This is a genomic window from Klebsiella sp. C360, from assembly GCF_048822415.1.
Lineage (GTDB): Bacteria > Pseudomonadota > Gammaproteobacteria > Enterobacterales > Enterobacteriaceae > Klebsiella > Klebsiella quasipneumoniae.
The window spans coordinates 101834-117764 of the sequence record NZ_JBMEZZ010000010.1; the positions used below are offsets into that span (position 1 = coordinate 101834).

The 15931-nt window shown below is 59.2% G+C and carries 16 protein-coding genes; 3 read left to right on the forward strand and 13 right to left on the reverse strand.

All coding sequences use genetic code 11. The features are described from left to right. Position 1 precedes the first annotated feature (1 nt). From ACOI7D_RS21815 to dnaB, 5 genes are all read right to left on the reverse strand, one after another. Positions 2-418: a secondary thiamine-phosphate synthase enzyme YjbQ gene (locus ACOI7D_RS21815; protein ID WP_004206303.1), complete on the reverse strand. Its 417-nt coding sequence runs from the start codon at positions 416-418 to the stop codon at positions 2-4. A gap of 131 nt (positions 419-549) precedes the next feature. Further along, positions 550-1263, reverse strand: coding sequence for an acid phosphatase AphA (gene aphA / locus ACOI7D_RS21820; RefSeq protein ID WP_004151745.1), 714 nt, complete (start codon positions 1261-1263; stop codon positions 550-552). 191 nt (positions 1264-1454) lie between these two features. Continuing rightward, on the reverse strand, positions 1455-2648 hold the full coding sequence (gene tyrB / locus ACOI7D_RS21825) for an aromatic amino acid transaminase (RefSeq protein ID WP_047718372.1): 1194 nt from the start codon (positions 2646-2648) through the stop codon (positions 1455-1457). Between the two features lie 177 nt (positions 2649-2825). Continuing rightward, the gene (alr, locus tag ACOI7D_RS21830) at positions 2826-3905 is read right to left on the reverse strand and encodes an alanine racemase (RefSeq protein ID WP_032454559.1); all 1080 of its coding nucleotides are present in this window, start codon (positions 3903-3905) and stop codon (positions 2826-2828) included. Positions 3906-3936: 31 nt separating this feature from the next. After that, positions 3937-5352 (reverse strand): replicative DNA helicase, encoded by a 1416-nt coding sequence (dnaB, locus tag ACOI7D_RS21835; RefSeq protein WP_002884942.1) that lies wholly within the window; start codon positions 5350-5352, stop codon positions 3937-3939. Positions 5353-5521: 169 nt separating this feature from the next. Between dnaB and ACOI7D_RS21840 the strand changes: the two genes are divergently transcribed. Then, positions 5522-6505, forward strand: a complete 984-nt coding sequence (locus tag ACOI7D_RS21840) for a quinone oxidoreductase (protein ID WP_060591271.1) — start codon at positions 5522-5524, stop codon at positions 6503-6505. A gap of 181 nt (positions 6506-6686) precedes the next feature. On the opposite strand, the gene pspG is transcribed toward ACOI7D_RS21840, so the two are convergent. The 3 genes from pspG to ACOI7D_RS21855 all read right to left on the reverse strand — a co-directional run bounded on the left by pspG (position 6687) and on the right by ACOI7D_RS21855 (position 8657). After that, positions 6687-6929: an envelope stress response protein PspG gene (gene pspG, locus ACOI7D_RS21845; RefSeq protein ID WP_004206297.1), complete on the reverse strand. Its 243-nt coding sequence runs from the start codon at positions 6927-6929 to the stop codon at positions 6687-6689. Between the two features lie 140 nt (positions 6930-7069). After that, positions 7070-8068: a tRNA dihydrouridine(20/20a) synthase DusA gene (gene dusA, locus ACOI7D_RS21850; protein ID WP_072199093.1), complete on the reverse strand. Its 999-nt coding sequence runs from the start codon at positions 8066-8068 to the stop codon at positions 7070-7072. Positions 8069-8168: 100 nt separating this feature from the next. Further along, entirely contained in the window at positions 8169-8657 is a 489-nt protein-coding gene (locus ACOI7D_RS21855; RefSeq protein ID WP_109546750.1) for a cupin domain-containing protein, read from the reverse strand. 248 nt (positions 8658-8905) lie between these two features. Between ACOI7D_RS21855 and zur the strand changes: the two genes are divergently transcribed. Continuing rightward, a complete protein-coding gene (gene zur, locus ACOI7D_RS21860) occupies positions 8906-9421 on the forward strand; it encodes a zinc uptake transcriptional repressor Zur (RefSeq protein ID WP_023291627.1) in 516 nt (171 codons plus the stop codon). Between the two features lie 95 nt (positions 9422-9516). On the opposite strand, the gene ACOI7D_RS21865 is transcribed toward zur, so the two are convergent. The 4 genes from ACOI7D_RS21865 to ACOI7D_RS21880 form a co-directional block, all read right to left on the reverse strand. Continuing rightward, positions 9517-9726 (reverse strand): CsbD family protein, encoded by a 210-nt coding sequence (locus ACOI7D_RS21865; protein ID WP_023291626.1) that lies wholly within the window; start codon positions 9724-9726, stop codon positions 9517-9519. A 236-nt stretch (positions 9727-9962) separates the two neighbouring features. Beyond that, positions 9963-11279: an MATE family efflux transporter DinF gene (gene dinF, locus ACOI7D_RS21870; protein WP_044525128.1), complete on the reverse strand. Its 1317-nt coding sequence runs from the start codon at positions 11277-11279 to the stop codon at positions 9963-9965. Positions 11280-11348: 69 nt separating this feature from the next. Further along, the gene (gene lexA / locus ACOI7D_RS21875) at positions 11349-11957 is read right to left on the reverse strand and encodes a transcriptional repressor LexA (RefSeq protein WP_004206291.1); all 609 of its coding nucleotides are present in this window, start codon (positions 11955-11957) and stop codon (positions 11349-11351) included. A 122-nt stretch (positions 11958-12079) separates the two neighbouring features. Further along, positions 12080-12448, reverse strand: a complete 369-nt coding sequence (locus ACOI7D_RS21880) for a diacylglycerol kinase (protein WP_004206290.1) — start codon at positions 12446-12448, stop codon at positions 12080-12082. A gap of 128 nt (positions 12449-12576) precedes the next feature. Here ACOI7D_RS21880 and plsB point away from each other — a divergent pair, with 128 nt between their 5' ends. After that, positions 12577-15000, forward strand: coding sequence for a glycerol-3-phosphate 1-O-acyltransferase PlsB (gene plsB, locus ACOI7D_RS21885; RefSeq protein WP_017900122.1), 2424 nt, complete (start codon positions 12577-12579; stop codon positions 14998-15000). 58 nt (positions 15001-15058) lie between these two features. Here the strand turns inward: plsB and ubiA are convergent, their stop codons facing one another. After that, positions 15059-15925 carry a 4-hydroxybenzoate octaprenyltransferase gene (gene ubiA / locus ACOI7D_RS21890; protein WP_002884808.1) on the reverse strand — a complete coding sequence of 289 codons (867 nt, stop codon included), beginning with the start codon at positions 15923-15925 and terminating at the stop codon, positions 15059-15061. Positions 15926-15931: the final 6 nt, after the last annotated feature.

Below are 15931 nucleotides of genomic sequence, written 5' to 3' on the forward strand. Positions count from 1 at the left end.
TTTATTCCCCCATGAGCGTCGCAACGATGTGCCGCGAACCGCCGTGTATCCGATGCTCCCCCAGCCAGATGCCCTGCCAGGTCCCCAGCCTGACGCGTCCGTCCTCGACCGGCAGCATCAGCGACACGCCAAGCATCGATGATTTGATGTGCGACGGCATATCGTCAGGGCCTTCATAATCATGTTCGTACGGCGCATTGTCCGGCACGGCGTTAAGAAAATACTGCTCCATGTCATACCGGACGGTGGGATCGCAGTTTTCGTTGAGCGTCAGGGAAGCGGAAGTATGCTGGAGCAGGAGGTGTAGCAGGCCGACCTTCACCCCGGACAGCCCGCGGATCTGGCCGAGGATTTCGTCGGTGACCAGATGAAAACCACGGGATTTAGGCCCAAGCGTCAGGGTTTGCTGATACCACATCATCGACTCCTTTTTGCGAATGAATCCCTCTAAGTGTGCAGCAATACGTGAAAAGGTAAAACCTTCCACCCCGGATTTTGCATAAAAAAACGGCAGCGTCACCGCTGCCGTTTATCCCGTTCAGGCGCCCATCAGTATTCGGAATTGACGATCACTTCTTCGCCCAGCGCGCCGGCCATCGGCAGCGGCTTGTAGGAGGAGTTGGCGGCGCGCAGCACGCGGATCCCGCGGGCGCCCGCCTCGCGGGCAGCGGTAATGTCGTTATCCGAGTCGCCATAGAAAACCTTTATCTGCTTCGCCTGCAGCCACTGGGTCTTGGTGTTCTGACCCGGCTTATCGCCAGCGAAAATTACCGGGTTCATATTGGCGGCCGGGATGAGGAAATCATCCTGCAGGGTTTTAGAAACGGTTTCTGTTTTGGTCTGGCTGCGGCCGGTGACGAACCAGATGCTGTCGCCACGCTTCACATGCATGGCAATCAGCTGGCGCGCCACCTCTTTTGGCATACTGAATTCGTCCCAGCCGTTGTTCATTTTTTCCCAGAACTGCGGGTTTTTCAGGTAATCCTCACTGCCGGGGGAGAAGGTTTTTTGCCCGCGCCAGAAACCGGGACTGGAGAAGAGGACGGTATCATCGATATCAAAACCGACGGCCATCGGCGGGCGCCCCAGCAGGCTGTTCTCAATTTGCGCCACCGAAACCCAGTGGATCGGCGCCTGCTCGGCCAGCTGGGCCACGTTGGTACCGACCCACAGCGGCTGCGGCGTGGAGGCGCGCGCCACGACGGCGCTGTTCAGCGTGAACAGGAGAGAGGCCGCCGCAAGGGCGAGAGTAAGTTTGCGCATATTTATCCCTAAATCTATCAATCATTATTGTTTTCAATAATGTGCATGCTTAGTAATGTCCCGACCTTACCCGCAGGCGGCAGGGATGAAAAGCCTTTTTCGCGCAGATGTCATAGAAAAAGAGGATGATCACAATCAGAGGGGGTTGCCCCTGCCCGTTGACCGGCAGAGACAACCTGCTGGAGAGCGGCTTACATTACCGCGGCAAAGGCTTTCGCTACCTGCTGAACATTACGTGAGTTTAACCCCGCCACGCACATACGTCCGCTGGCAATCAGGTAGACGCCAAACTCGTCGCGCAGGCGATCCACCTGCGCCGCGCTGAAGCCGGTGTAGCTGAACATCCCGCGCTGCTTGAGCAGATAATCCACTTTGCTGCCCGGAGCAACCTGCTGCAGCGCGTCGACCAGCGCCTGACGCATGGTCAGGATATGCGCGCGCATGGCGTCCACTTCCGCCTGCCAGGTGGCTTTCAGCCCGGCATCGTTCAGCACCGTCGCCACCACCTGCGCGCCAAAGCTCGGCGGGCTGGAGTAGTTGCGGCGCACGGTGGCCTTCAGCTGGCCCAGCACGCGGCCTGCGGTTTCACTGTCTTCACAGACCACCGACAGGCCGCCGACGCGCTCCCCGTACAGGGAGAAAATTTTGGAGAAAGAGTTGCTGACCAGCATCGGCATCCCGGCGCTGGCGATGGCGCGAATGGCGTAGGCATCCTCTTCCAGCCCTGCGCCAAAGCCCTGGTAGGCAATGTCGAGGAACGGGATCAGCTGACGCGCTTTCAGGATCTCCACCACACGATCCCACTGTTCCGGCGTCAGGTCGGCGCCGGTCGGGTTGTGGCAGCAGGGGTGCAGCAGCACAATGTCGCGCGCCGGCAGCGTTTGCAGCGTCGCCAGCAGCGCTTCAAAGCGCACGCCGTTGGTGGCTTTATCAAACCAGGGGTAAGTACTTACTTCGAAGCCAGCCCCTTCAAATATGGCGATGTGGTTTTCCCAGGTCGGGTCACTGACCCAGACATGAGACTCAGGAAAGTAGCGTTTGAGGAAGTCGGCCCCGACCTTCAGCGCGCCCGAACCGCCGACCGTCTGAATGGAGGCGATGCGGTTTTGCTTAAGCGCGCTATGCTCTGCGCCAAACAGCAGCGGGGCAATCACCTGGCGGTAGCCGCTCAGCCCTTCCATCGGCAGATACAGCGAGGCGCCGTGCGGCTCGGCGTTCAGGCGCGCTTCCGCTTCCGCCACCGCCTGCAGCTGCGGGATAATGCCGTCATCGTTGTAATATAGCCCGATACTCAGGTTGACTTTGTCGCTTCGCGGGTCTTCTTTGAAGCGTTCCATCAGAGAAAGAATTGGGTCGCCGGCGTAGGCGTCAACTTTTTGAAACACGCGATGTATCTCCAGGTTTACATAGGGCAGGTTCTTACACAATAAACCGGATATGACGGCAGGTCGAGAGGATGTTGAGGGGAAAGTGACTGCGCAGCGGTATAAACCGCTTTTTTGTCCGCGGCTATACCGATTGCGTACCGGACCAGCGTCTGAGCTATCCGGTACGAACGAGGCTTAGTCGAGGTATTTCATGGCGACGCGGGAGGTCAGTCGCGTAATAAGTTCGTAAGCGCTCACTTTCGTTATCTCGGCGATGCGCTCTACCGGGAGTCCCTCTCCCCACAGCACCACCGCGTCGCCGGCTTTATCCTCGGCCTGCGGGCCGAGGTCAACACAGATCATATCCATCGCCACCCGGCCGACAATCGGCACTTCGCGGCCATTGACCAGCACTGGGGTGCCCGACGGCGCGGCGCGCGGATAACCGTCGCCATAGCCCATCGCGACCACGCCGAGCCGAGTGTCGCGTTCGCTGATCCAGGTGCCGCCGTAGCCGACGGGCTCCCCTGCTTTATGCTCGCGCACGGCAATCAGGCTGGACGTCAGGGTCATCACCGGCTGACAGTCAAAATCTTTCCCGGTGGAGCGATCGTCCAGCGGCGACACGCCATACAGGATAATGCCCGGACGCACCCAGTCATAATGCGACTGCGGCCACAGCAGGATGCCGCCCGAGGCGGCAATAGAGCGCCATCCCGGCTTGCCTTCGGTAAAGGTGGTGAAGATATCCAGCTGCCGTTCGGTGGCGCCGCAGGTCGGCTCATCGGCGCGGGCGAAGTGGCTCACCACGTTGACCGGCTGGCGGACGTTTTTGCACTGGCTCAAACGCTGATAAAACGCCTCAGCTTCCTCCGGGCGCACCCCTAAGCGATGCATACCGGTATCCAGTTTCATCCACACGGTCACCGGCTCGGGGAGGTCGGCTTGCTCCAGCGCCGCCAGCTGTTCGGGGCTATGCACCGCCGTATGCAGACGCTGAGCGGCGATCACCGCCAGGTCTTCCGCCGCAAAAAAGCCTTCCAGCAGGAGGATCGGCTGGGCGATCCCCCCCGCTCGCAGGCGCAGCGCCTCTTCCAGGCGGGCGACGCCAAAAGCGTCGGCGTCGGTCAGCGTTCGCGCGGTCTCAAGAAGACCGTGTCCGTAGGCGTTCGCTTTCACCACCGCAACCAGTTTGCTGGCAGGCGCCAGTTCACGCAGACGTTGCAGGTTGTGTCGCAGAGCGCGGCGGTTGATAACTACAGTTGCCGCTTGCATTTGAATTCCTTAATTAAAGAAGGAGGAAGGATTACTCATCATCATACTGAGGGCCAGCATAATTATCGAAACGCGACCACTGGCCGTTGAAGGTCAGTCGCACGGTGCCGATCGGGCCGTTACGTTGTTTACCAATGATAATTTCCGCGATGCCCTTCAGATCGCTGTTCTCGTGATAGACCTCATCACGGTAAATGAACATGATTAAGTCGGCATCCTGTTCGATAGAGCCGGACTCACGCAGGTCGGAGTTGACCGGGCGTTTATCGGCACGTTGTTCCAGCGAGCGGTTCAGCTGCGACAGCGCCACCACCGGCACCTGCAGCTCTTTGGCCAGCGCCTTCAGCGAGCGGGAGATTTCGGCGATCTCAAGGGTACGGTTGTCGGAGAGCGACGGCACGCGCATCAGCTGCAGGTAGTCGATCATAATCAGCCCGATGCCGCCGTGCTCGCGAGCGATACGCCGCGCGCGGGAACGCACTTCCGTCGGCGTCAGGCCGGAGGAGTCATCGATATAGATGTTACGTTTTTCCAGCAGAATGCCCATGGTGCCGGAGATCCGCGCCCAGTCCTCATCGTCCAGCTGACCGGTACGAATGCGGGTCTGATCGACGCGCGACAGCGAGGCCAGAGAACGCATCATGATCTGTTCCGAGGGCATCTCAAGACTGAAGATGAGTACCGGCTTGTCCTGCAGCATCGCTGCGTTTTCCACGAGGTTCATGGCGAAGGTCGTTTTACCCATCGACGGACGGGCGGCGACGATAATCAGATCCGACGGCTGCAGGCCGGCGGTCTTTTTGTTGAGGTCGTCGTAGCCGGTGTTGACCCCGGTAACGCCGTCGTGGGGCTGCTGGAACAGCTGTTCGATACGGGCGACGGTGGCGTCGAGGACATCGGCGATGTTTTTCGGCCCTTCGTCTTTATTGGCCCGGCTTTCAGCGATTTTAAAGACGCGGGACTCGGCGAGGTCGAGCAGATCTTCGCTGGTTCGCCCCTGCGGGTCGAAGCCGGCCTCGGCGATTTCATTGGCCACCGAGATCATCTCGCGCACGACCGCGCGTTCGCGCACGATGTCGGCATAGGCGCTGATGTTTGCCGCGCTGGGAGTATTTTTGGACAGTTCAGCCAGATAGGCGAAGCCGCCCACGCTGTCCAGCTGTCCCTGACGCTCCAGCGACTCCGCAAGGGTGATGAGGTCAATCGGGCTGCCCGACTCCTGCAGGCGCGCCATCTCGGTAAAGATATGACGATGCGGACGGGTATAAAAGTCGTCGGCAACGACGCGTTCGGCGACGTCGTCCCAGCGCTCGTTATCCAGCATTAAACCGCCCAACACCGACTGCTCCGCTTCAATCGAGTGCGGCGGGACTTTCAGCCCGGCGAGCTGCGGATCGCGTTCGCGGGTTTCTGTCTGTGGTTTGTTGAAGGGTTTATTTCCTGCCATAGCCTAACGTTTCACCGATACGGAAAAGAGCGTGACAGTATAGCGAGAAAGCCATTGCCGCTAAAGAACCCATTCAGCGTGACTGGCCTGAGGCGGGTAAGAAAATCCGTCGCCGCCGCCGCAGGCTGTTAAGCTTACTGGATAATCTCAGAACAACACAGGAGCGAACATGGCAACACGCATCGAATTTTCAAAACACGGGGGGCCGGAGGTGCTTCAGGCGGTTGAATTCACGCCCCGCGATCCCGCTGAGCATGAAATTCAGGTCGAAAACAAAGCCATCGGTATCAATTATATCGACACCTATGTTCGTGGCGGCCTCTATCCGCCGCCCTCGCTGCCGAGCGGCCTCGGCACCGAAGCGGCCGGCGTCGTCAGTAAAGTTGGCCATGGGGTCACGCACATTAAGGTAGGCGATCGGGTGGTGTACGCCCAGTCGGCGCTCGGCGCCTACAGCACGGTGCACAATGTGCTGGCCGACAAAGCGGCGGTCCTCCCGGACGCCATCTCTTTCGAACAGGCCGCCGCGTCGTTCCTCAAGGGATTAACGGTCTGGTATCTGCTGCGCAAAACCTATGAAATTAAGCCTGATGAGATGTTCCTGTTTCACGCAGCCGCCGGCGGCGTGGGGCTGATAGCCTGTCAGTGGGCGAAAGCGCTGGGGGCGAAACTTATCGGCACCGTCGGCAGCGCGCAGAAGGCGCAGCGCGCCAAAGCGGCGGGCGCCTGGCAGGTGATTAACTATCGCGAAGAACCTATCGCGGAGCGGCTCAAAGCGCTCACCGACGGTAAGAAAGTCGCCGTGGTCTATGACTCGGTAGGGAAAGATACCTGGGAAGCCTCTCTGGACTGTCTGCAACGCCGCGGCCTGATGGTCAGCTTTGGCAACTCCTCCGGCCCGGTAACCGGCGTTAATCTGGGGATCCTGAACCAGAAAGGTTCTCTGTACGTCACCCGCCCATCGCTGCAGGGCTATATCACCAACCGGGAAGAGCTGGCGGAAGCCTGCAGTGAGCTGTTTTCGCTGATCGCCAGCGGCGTGATTAAAGTGGACGTGCCCGAGAGTCAGACCTATCCGCTGACCGAAGCGCGACGAGCGCATGAAGTTCTGGAGAGCCGGGTGACACAGGGGTCGAGTCTGCTGCTGCCGTAAGCGGACAAAGGGACAAAAGTTTAGGGCTTCCACCTGGGAAGCCCTTACTTTTTTTTAGTTCGGCTGTATGTAGGGTACAGCGCGATGAATTCGTTAACGCGCTAATAGTGACAGATTTGCGCAGTAATGCCTACGCGGTTCTGTGCAAAATTGTTCAGGTTGTGACATACCCCTCAATACCTTAGTAACGCCAACGGTTATTGTCGCGAAAAGCGTTTCCGTCCGGGGTTTTCAGTGCCCGAATAACCCACACCACCACCACCGCCAACAGCAGCCACGGCAGTAATTTAATCATTAAAGCAAACAAACCGCCGACGAACATCAGCGCCGTAGCCACCACGATGGCGGCGATAATCCCCAACAGCGATACGCCGGTGACCAGCAGCATGACAAAAAATCCGATGACAAATAACAGTTCCAGCATGGCTCTCTCCCCACAGTCATTAATATGTCGCTCTGCAGGTATTACAAAAAACATGCCAACAATAAATAATTGAATTTAAAAGAAAACGCCCCGCAATGATGTGCGAGGCGTGGTCAATTTCACCAGGTTTTGGTGAGAAACTAACGCTTATCGGCCACCAGCTTCAGGGCCTGCTCCAGCACCGCAATGTCGGCGCCGGCTTTATGCGCATTCTCGCTCAGGTAGCGACGCCACTGGCGGGCGCCCGGGATACCTTGAAACAGTCCCAGCATATGACGGGTGATATGGCCCAGATAAGTACCCTTGCTGAGCTCGCGCTCAATATACGGGTACATGGCCCGCACGACGGCCACGGGATCGGCATCCGCACCGGCGACGCCGAAAATCTCCCGGTCGACCGAAGCCAGAATGCCCGGATTCTGATAGGCCTCACGCCCGACCATCACCCCATCCATATGCTCAAGCTGTGCTCTGACTTCATCCAGCGATTTGATGCCGCCGTTAATCGCCATCGTCAGATGGGGGAAGTCGCGCTTCAGCTGCCAGACGCGGGGGTAATCCAGCGGCGGGATCTCGCGGTTCTCTTTCGGGCTCAGACCGGAGAGCCAGGCTTTGCGCGCGTGAATAATAAACATCTCACATTCGCCCTTGCCGGAGACCGTCTCAATGAAATCGCAAAGGAATTCATAGCTATCCTGGTCGTCGATGCCGATACGGGTCTTCACCGTGACCGGGATCGACACCACATCGCGCATCGCTTTGATACAGTCGGCCACCAGCTGGGCGTTCCCCATCAGACAGGCGCCAAACATCCCGTTCTGCACCCGATCGGAGGGGCAGCCGACGTTGAGATTGATCTCATCATAGCCGCGCGCCTCGGCCAGCTTCGCGCACTGCGCCAGGGCCTGCGGATCGCTGCCGCCGAGCTGCAGAGCAACCGGGTGTTCTTCTTCGCTATAGGCCAGATAGTCCCCTTTGCCGTGAATAATCGCCCCGGTGGTCACCATTTCGGTATACAGCAGCGTATGCCGCGACAGCAGCCGCAGGAAGTAGCGGCAATGCCGGTCAGTCCAGTCGAGCATCGGCGCGATGGAGAAGCGGTGAGCAGGAAAAACAGGTGACGTTGATTCAGGCATCATGGCGAATAAATAAGCATCCGGGTAAAAAGGGGCGCTACTATAGCATAAAGATAAACCACAGGCGCGTAGTGCGCCGCGCTTCGCCCCTTCCCGGTGTCGATTACTTTATCCGCGGTTTGCCGTCATGTGGGCCAAAGAACTGCGGCGGATGATCAACCCAGCGATCCTGGCGCGTCGCGGCATAGCCGGGATTGAGCGGGTAGTAAATTCGGTTGTACTTTTTGTTGGCCTCACCCACCACCAACAGACGAACCTCCTGCTCGGTGTTATTGAGAAAGGTGTGGCAAACGCCGGTGCCGGCGGGGAAACCCACGCTATCGCCCGGCTCCAGCTTCCAGAGATAGCCGTTTATCCACACTTCCGGATAGCCCTCCAGCACATAGATGAACTCTTCCTCATCGCTCTCCGCGTGCGGGTAAGAGGTGCGCCGCCCGGGCGGCAGTCTCTCGTGGTGGATCCCCAGCCGGTTGAGGCGTAAACCGCGCCCCAGCGGCGCGCCAATGGAAAAACGCTCCGGGCTGTCGGGATAAGTGACATCGTCGGGCCCTTCCAGTTCGCGCCAGTGGCGAATGCAATCAGGTCGTTTCATCGTTTTCTCCCGAAAATGAGACACTTCAGATATAGCATACCCTGGGTCAGGCGTGTTGCGATTAAATCGGGCATGACGGTTTTAGCGACCGGCGAAGGCGCAGCCTCCACGAGCGTCAGCGGCCAGCGCCAGGGAGTGGACTGGCGCCGACAATCTGAAGTATGACCCGCATCACCCGTCGGGTCTCGGCGTTTTCCGCGGAACGTGATAAAGTAACAGATTCAATTTCACGCAACCTGAGGATGCTCATGGATAAGTCCCCTTCGCAAGAGATGTTAGCGCATGCTGAAAAGCTGTGTGCGCAACGCGGCGTACGCCTGACCCCACAGCGTCTGGAAGTGTTGCGCCTGATGAGCCTGCAGCAAGGGGCAATCAGCGCCTACGACCTGCTGGATCTGCTGCGTGAGAAAGAGCCGCAGGCAAAGCCGCCGACGGTCTACCGCGCGCTGGAGTTTTTACTCGAGCAGGGTTTTGTCCACAAGGTGGAATCGACCAACAGCTATGTGCTGTGTCATCTCTTTGACCAGCCAACCCACAGCTCGGCCATGTTTATCTGCGACCGCTGCGGCGTGGTGAAGGAAGAGGCGGCTGAAGGGGTGGAAGATATCATGCACACGCTGGCGGCCAGAATGGGCTTCGCCCTGCGCCACAACGTGATTGAAGCTCATGGCCTTTGCGCGAGCTGCGTGGAAGTGGAAGCCTGCAGCACGCCGGGACACTGCCAGCACGATCATACGATTCAACTCAAAAAGAAAGCCCGCTGAGCGGCAGCCGCAGCGGGAAAAAGGGTTAACGGCGCGTCCCTGCGCCATTTAGACAGGCACTAACACAAATGCTTCATTCTTCGGATCAAGGAACGCTACCAGCGATAGTCGTTCTTATGCTCCCAGTCTGAGACTTCTTTCTCAGCCTGATCTTTCTCATAGCCGTAACGCTCCTGAATTTTGCCGACCAGCTGGTCGCGCTTCCCTTCGATTACGGTCATATCGTCATCGGTAAGTTTGCCCCACTGTTCCTTGGCTTTACCTTTCAACTGTTTCCAGTTACCGCCGATTTCGTCTTTATTCATGATAACGTCCTCATCATTCGGTGGGTTTACAGCCCGTTTTGTGCCGGACATGGTATTAACTATAGATGAGAATGCTGGCGCCGATTCGTTATTCGGAATTTTTAACCATAGCCCTCACTGGAAACGCTGAAGGTGGTTTTCCCGGCACGCGCTACGCTCGCCGGGCTACTGAGTCGCTCCGGCAAACCTGGCGCGACCGGAGGACGTTCACCGATAATGGCGAACCAGAGAAAGGGCTAACTAAACCAGGTGCCGCGTCGCCAGTGGCGGCGCCAGATCAGCGCCAGCGACAGGCCTCGCAGCGCGAGAAACACCGCCAGCGCCAGCCACAGGCCGTGATTGCCGAGCGCCGGGACCGTAAGCAGCGTCACGGCGAAGCCGGCCGCGGCGACCGCCATACTGTTCCGCATCTCCGCGCCGCGCGTCGCGCCGATAAACATGCCGTCCAGCAGATAGCACCAGACCCCGACCACCGGCAGGATGGTCTGCCAGATCAGATAGCGATCGGCCAGCTGCTGCAGGGAAGGTAGCGAGGTTAACAGCGCGATGATGTACTCCCCCGCCAGGCTGTAAACCAGGGCAAACGCCAGCGCCACCATACCGGACTGCCGGCAGGCCGCCCGCCACACCTCCAGCAGCTGGCTGCCGTCGCGCGCGCCGTAGGCCTGGCCGGAGTGGGCCTCCACGGCATAGGCAAAGCCATCCAGCGCGTAGGCGGTAAAGGTCAGCATGGTCATTAGTACGGCGTTGACCGCCACGATATCGCTGCCCAGACGGGCGCCGTAGACGGTCAGCGCGCCAAAGCACAGCTGCAGCAGCAGGGAGCGCAGCATGATGTCGCGATTCAACGCCAGCAGACGGCGCATGTCGCCGCGCCAGGCGTTTTTCAGCATCGCCAGCGACACGCCGCGCAGCGTTAGCACCCGCTTCGCCATCATCAGGCCGATAATGAGAGTGGCGTACTCCGCGGTGACCGTGGCCAGCGCCGCCCCCTGGACGTTCATCCGCAGGCCCATCACCAGCCACAGGTCGAGCACAATATTCAACAGATTACCGACCACCAGCAAAATCACCGGCGCCCGGGCATACTGGACCCCCAGCAGCCAGCCGAGCAGCACAAGGTTGGCCAGCGACGCGGGAGCGCTGAGCCAGCGGATATCGAGAAACCGTCTCGCCTGCTCGAGAACCGCCTCGCTGCCGCCGACGATATGCAGGGCGAGGTTAATCAACGGCAGGCGAAACAGGATAATCAACACCCCGGCGCCCAGCGCCAGAGCCAGCGGCTGCACCAGCGCCCGTGCCAGTCGCAGCGGATCTTTGGCCCCCCAGGCCTGAGCGGTCAACCCGGTGGTACTCATGCGAAGAAACAGCAGCAGCATAAACAGGAAACTGGTGGCCGTCGCTCCGACCGCGACGCCGCCGAGGTATACCGGGCTGTCAAGGTGGCCGATCACCGCGGTATCCACCAGCCCCAGCAGCGGGACGGTGATATTGGAGAAAATCATGGGGAGTGCAAGGCGCCACAGCGCTTTATCGGCAGCGTTGAGCAGCATGTTCGGAGACCTGATTGAGGACAAACGTCGCAGCGTCATGCATCAGATGACGCTGCGCGGGGGCAGGCGTTACAGCCATTCTCCATTACGGATCACGCCAACGGCCAGACCCTCAATGGTAAAACTCTGCTGACGCAGATCGACAACGATAGGGGTAAATTCGCTGTTTTCCGGCAACAATTCGACGACGTTGCCCTGCTTTTTCAGGCGCTTCACCGTCACTTCATCGTCAATGCGCGCTACCACCACCTGGCCGTTACGCACATCCTGGGTTTTGTGGACCGCCAGCAGATCGCCATCCAGAATACCGATGTCTTTCATCGACATCCCGCTGACGCGCAGCAGAAAATCGGCGTTGGGCTTGAACATCGACGGGTCGACCTGATAGTGGCCTTCAATATGCTGCTGCGCCAGCAGCGGCTCACCGGCGGCGACGCGGCCGATCAGCGGCAGGCCGTGCTCTTCTTCCGTCAGCAGGCGGATACCGCGCGAGGCGCCGGAGACGATCTCGATTGCGCCTTTACGCGCCAGCGCTTTCAGGTGTTCTTCCGCCGCGTTTGGGGAACGGAACCCCAAGCGCTGAGCAATCTCCGCACGCGTCGGCGGCATGCCCGTCTGGCTGATATGATCCCGAATGAGATCAAACACCTCTTGCTGCCTGGTCGTTAACGCTTTCATTCCGCCCCCTGGGTGTATATACAGTTATGCTGTGAGTATATACAGCTAACGGTGATTTTGGAACCACATGGCACACAAAAATCGGCAGATTGTTTATATTTTGCGAGGGTTAGCGAAGAACGTTAGTGATAATGGCTCCACAGCAGCGTTCCCCAGGTGATCAGCGCGATGATAATCGCCAGCAGGACCGCCGCCGACCCCATGTCTTTGGCGCGCCCTGAAAGCTCGTGATAATCCGAGCCAATACGGTCCACGACCGCCTCAATCGCGCTGTTGAGAATTTCGACTATCATCACTAGCAGGACCGAGCCAATCAGCAATACGCGGGTGATGGCGTCGACGTCCAGCCAGCAGGCTATCGCGACGGCCACGATGGCGGCGACACCTTCCTGACGAAACGCGGCCTCGTTGATCCACGCCGCGCGAAATCCTTTCCAGGAGTAACCTGCCGCCTTAATGATTCGGGTTAACCCGGTGGTATTATTGGCCATCACAAAACCTTTTTATGTAAATGACGTCGATGAGTGTACGCGTTTGCCGCGCGGTAACGGAAATTTTGCCCGCTTTCTGTTATTCTTGCCGCGCATTTGCATGATTAACCAGAGGCTTCACATCGTTTATGTCCGGCTGGCAACGAATTTACTATAAATTACTGAATTTACCATTACGGGTGCTGGTAAAAAGCAAGTCTATTCCGGCAGAGCCTGCTCAGGAATTAGGACTCGATACCTCGCGTCCGGTCATGTACGTCCTGCCCTATAACTCCAAGGCGGACCTGCTGACGCTGCGCGCCCAATGTCTGGCGCATGATTTACCTGACCCGCTTGAACCGCTGGAAATCGACGGCGCCCTGCTGCCGCGCTACGTATTCATCCACGGCGGGCCGCGCGTATTCACCTACTACACGCCAAAAGAAGAGTCCATCAAGCTGTTCCACGACTACCTCGATCTGCACCGCAACCATCCGGATCTCGATGTGCAAATGGTGCCGGTGTCGGTGATGTTCGGCCGCTCGCCGGGTCGTGAGAAAGGGGAAGTTAATCCGCCGCTGCGGATGCTTAACGGCATTCAGAAATTTTTCGCCGTCTCCTGGCTCGGCCGCGACAGCTTCGTGCGCTTCTCGCCTTCCGTATCGCTGCGCCGCATGGCGGATGAGCACGGTACCGATAAGATCATCGCCCAGAAACTGGCTCGCGTCGCGCGGATGCATTTTGCCCGCCAGCGCCTGGCCGCCGTCGGCCCGCGTCTGCCGGCCCGCCAGGATCTGTTTAACAAGCTGCTGGCGTCGAAGGCCATTGCCCGGGCGGTGGAAGACGAAGCGCGCAGCAAGAAAATTTCCCACGAGAAGGCCCAGCAGAACGCGATTGCGCTGATGGAAGAGATTGCCGCGAACTTCTCTTACGAGATGATCCGCCTGACCGACCGCATTCTCGGCTTCACCTGGAACCGCCTGTACCAGGGCATCAACGTGCATAACGCCGAGCGCGTACGCCAGCTGGCGCACGATGGCCATGAGATTGTCTATGTCCCCTGCCACCGCAGCCACATGGACTATCTGCTGCTCTCTTACGTCCTGTACCACCAGGGGCTGGTGCCACCGCATATCGCGGCGGGTATCAACCTTAACTTCTGGCCAGCCGGGCCAATCTTCCGCCGCCTCGGCGCGTTCTTTATTCGCCGCACCTTTAAGGGCAATAAGCTCTACTCCACGGTGTTCCGCGAGTACCTTGGCGAACTGTTCAGCCGCGGCTATTCCGTAGAGTATTTCGTCGAAGGCGGCCGCTCCCGTACCGGCCGTCTGCTCGATCCGAAGACCGGTACGCTGTCGATGACCATCCAGGCGATGCTGCGCGGCGGCACCCGGCCGATCACCCTGGTGCCGATTTACATCGGCTACGAGCACGTGATGGAGGTAGGGACCTATGCCAAAGAGCTGCGCGGCGCCACCAAAGAGAAAGAGAGTCTGCCGCAGATGGTGCGCGGCTTAAGCAAGCTGCGCAATCTTGGCCAGGGCTACGTTAACTTCGGCGAACCGCTGCCGCTGATGACCTATCTGAACCACCATGTGCCGGAGTGGCGGGAAGCGATTGACCCGATCGAAGCGGTCCGCCCTTCCTGGCTGACGCCGACGGTGAATAACATCGCCGCTGACCTGATGGTACGCATCAACAACGCCGGCGCGGCCAACGCCATGAACCTCTGCTGTACGGCGCTGCTGGCCTCCCGCCAGCGTTCGCTGACCCGTGAGCAGCTCACCCAGCAGCTGGAGTGTTACCTCGCGCTGCTGCGCAATGTGCCCTATTCGCCGGATGCCACCGCGCCGTCCGCTTCGGCCAGCGAACTTATCGACCACGCGCTGCAGATGAACAAGTTTGAAGTCGAGAAAGACACCATTGGCGACATCATCATTCTGCCGCGCGAGCAGGCGGTGCTGATGACCTACTATCGCAACAACATCGCCCATATGCTGGTGATGCCGTCGCTGTTAGCCGCCCTGGTGACTCAGCATCGTCATCTCAGCCGCGCCGAAGTGCTGCGCCATGTGGAAACGCTCTATCCGTTCCTCAAAGCCGAGCTGTTCCTGCGCTGGGAGAAAGCGGAGCTGGCCGGAGTGATGGATGCGCTGATTGCCGAGATGCTGCGTCAGGAGCTGATCGTCATCGATGGCGATGTGATGAGCCTCAACCCGTCGCACTCTCGCTCTCTGCAGCTGTTGGCCGCAGGCGCCCGCGAGACGCTGCAGCGCTACGCCATTACCTTCTGGCTGCTGAGCGCTAACCCGTCTATCAACCGCAGCTCGCTGGAGAAAGAGAGCCGTACCGTGGCTCAGCGCCTGTCGGTGCTGCATGGCATCAACGCGCCGGAGTTCTTCGATAAAGCGGTATTCAGTACCCTGGTGCTGACCCTGCGCGATGAAGGTTATATCAGCGATACGGGCGATGCCGAGCCGGAAGAGACCCTGAAGGTCTATCGGATGCTGGCGGATTTGATTACGTCGGATGTACGTCTGACGATCGAAAGCGTCACGCAGGACGACGCGTAACGCGGCGTTTGCTGTCCTCCTCGCCCCCCGGCAAACCGGGGGGATGGGGACAGGGATTTTACAGGTAGCTCATCGCCAGGCCGAGGAACAGCACCAGCCCGACGTAGTTATTGTTCATAAACGCTTTAAAGCAGTTATCGCGGTCGCGATTGAAGATAAGCTTCTGCTGCCAGCCAAACAGACCCGCCGCCACGAACAGCGACCAGTAGTATTCCCAGCCCAGCCCGTTCAGCCAGCCTACCGCGCCCATCAGCGCCAGCACGGCCACCTGCAGGATACCGATAATCAGACGATCGTTTTCGCCGAACAGGATCGCCGTCGATTTAATGCCGATCTTGACGTCATCATCGCGATCCACCATCGCATACTGGGTATCGTAGGCCACCGCCCACAGAATGTTGGCGAGGAACATCAGCCAGCAGCTCAGCGGCAGCGATTCGCTGACGGCCGAGAAGGCCATCGGGATCGACCAGCCAAAGGCCGCCCCCAGCACCACCTGCGGCAGATGGGTGTAGCGCTTCATAAACGGATAGACCCACGCCAGCGCCAGCGCCGCCACCGACAGCAAAATCGTCATAGTGTTGAGGGTGAGCACCAGCAGGAAGGAGAGCAGCACCAGAACGATAAACAGCGTTCGCGCCTCTTTCTCGGTGACGTCGCCGCTCGGCAGCGGACGGCGGGCGGTACGCTTTACGTGACCATCAAATTTTCGATCGGCATAGTCATTCACCACGCAGCCGGCGGCGCGCATCAGCCAGACGCCGGCGACGAATACCGCCAGGATCCACAGCGGCGGGACGCCCGGCGAGGCCACCCACAGCGCCCACAGCGTCGGCCACAGCAGCAGCAAGGCGCCGATCGGTTTGTCAGTGCGCATCAGGCGATGAAACGCCAACAGCTTATTCTGCGACAGACTCCACTCCATTTTTTC

Bases quoted from the DNA above. Each gene is read 5' to 3' on its own strand.
- ACOI7D_RS21815 (WP_004206303.1), bottom strand. From the start codon at position 418: ATGTGGTATCAGCAAACCCTGACGCTTGGGCCTAAATCCCGTGGTTTT.
- aphA (WP_004151745.1), bottom strand. From the start codon at position 1,263: ATGCGCAAACTTACTCTCGCCCTTGCGGCGGCCTCTCTCCTGTTCACG.
- alr (WP_032454559.1), bottom strand. From the start codon at position 3,905: ATGCAAGCGGCAACTGTAGTTATCAACCGCCGCGCTCTGCGACACAAC.
- dnaB (WP_002884942.1), bottom strand. From the start codon at position 5,352: ATGGCAGGAAATAAACCCTTCAACAAACCACAGACAGAAACCCGCGAA.
- ACOI7D_RS21840 (WP_060591271.1), top strand. From the start codon at position 5,522: ATGGCAACACGCATCGAATTTTCAAAACACGGGGGGCCGGAGGTGCTT.
- pspG (WP_004206297.1), bottom strand. From the start codon at position 6,929: ATGCTGGAACTGTTATTTGTCATCGGATTTTTTGTCATGCTGCTGGTC.
- dusA (WP_072199093.1), bottom strand. From the start codon at position 8,068: ATGATGCCTGAATCAACGTCACCTGTTTTTCCTGCTCACCGCTTCTCC.
- ACOI7D_RS21855 (WP_109546750.1), bottom strand. From the start codon at position 8,657: ATGAAACGACCTGATTGCATTCGCCACTGGCGCGAACTGGAAGGGCCC.
- zur (WP_023291627.1), top strand. From the start codon at position 8,906: ATGGATAAGTCCCCTTCGCAAGAGATGTTAGCGCATGCTGAAAAGCTG.
- ACOI7D_RS21865 (WP_023291626.1), bottom strand. From the start codon at position 9,726: ATGAATAAAGACGAAATCGGCGGTAACTGGAAACAGTTGAAAGGTAAA.
- dinF (WP_044525128.1), bottom strand. From the start codon at position 11,279: ATGCTGCTCAACGCTGCCGATAAAGCGCTGTGGCGCCTTGCACTCCCC.
- lexA (WP_004206291.1), bottom strand. From the start codon at position 11,957: ATGAAAGCGTTAACGACCAGGCAGCAAGAGGTGTTTGATCTCATTCGG.
- ACOI7D_RS21880 (WP_004206290.1), bottom strand. From the start codon at position 12,448: ATGGCCAATAATACCACCGGGTTAACCCGAATCATTAAGGCGGCAGGT.
- plsB (WP_017900122.1), top strand. From the start codon at position 12,577: ATGTCCGGCTGGCAACGAATTTACTATAAATTACTGAATTTACCATTA.
- ubiA (WP_002884808.1), bottom strand. From the start codon at position 15,925: ATGGAGTGGAGTCTGTCGCAGAATAAGCTGTTGGCGTTTCATCGCCTG.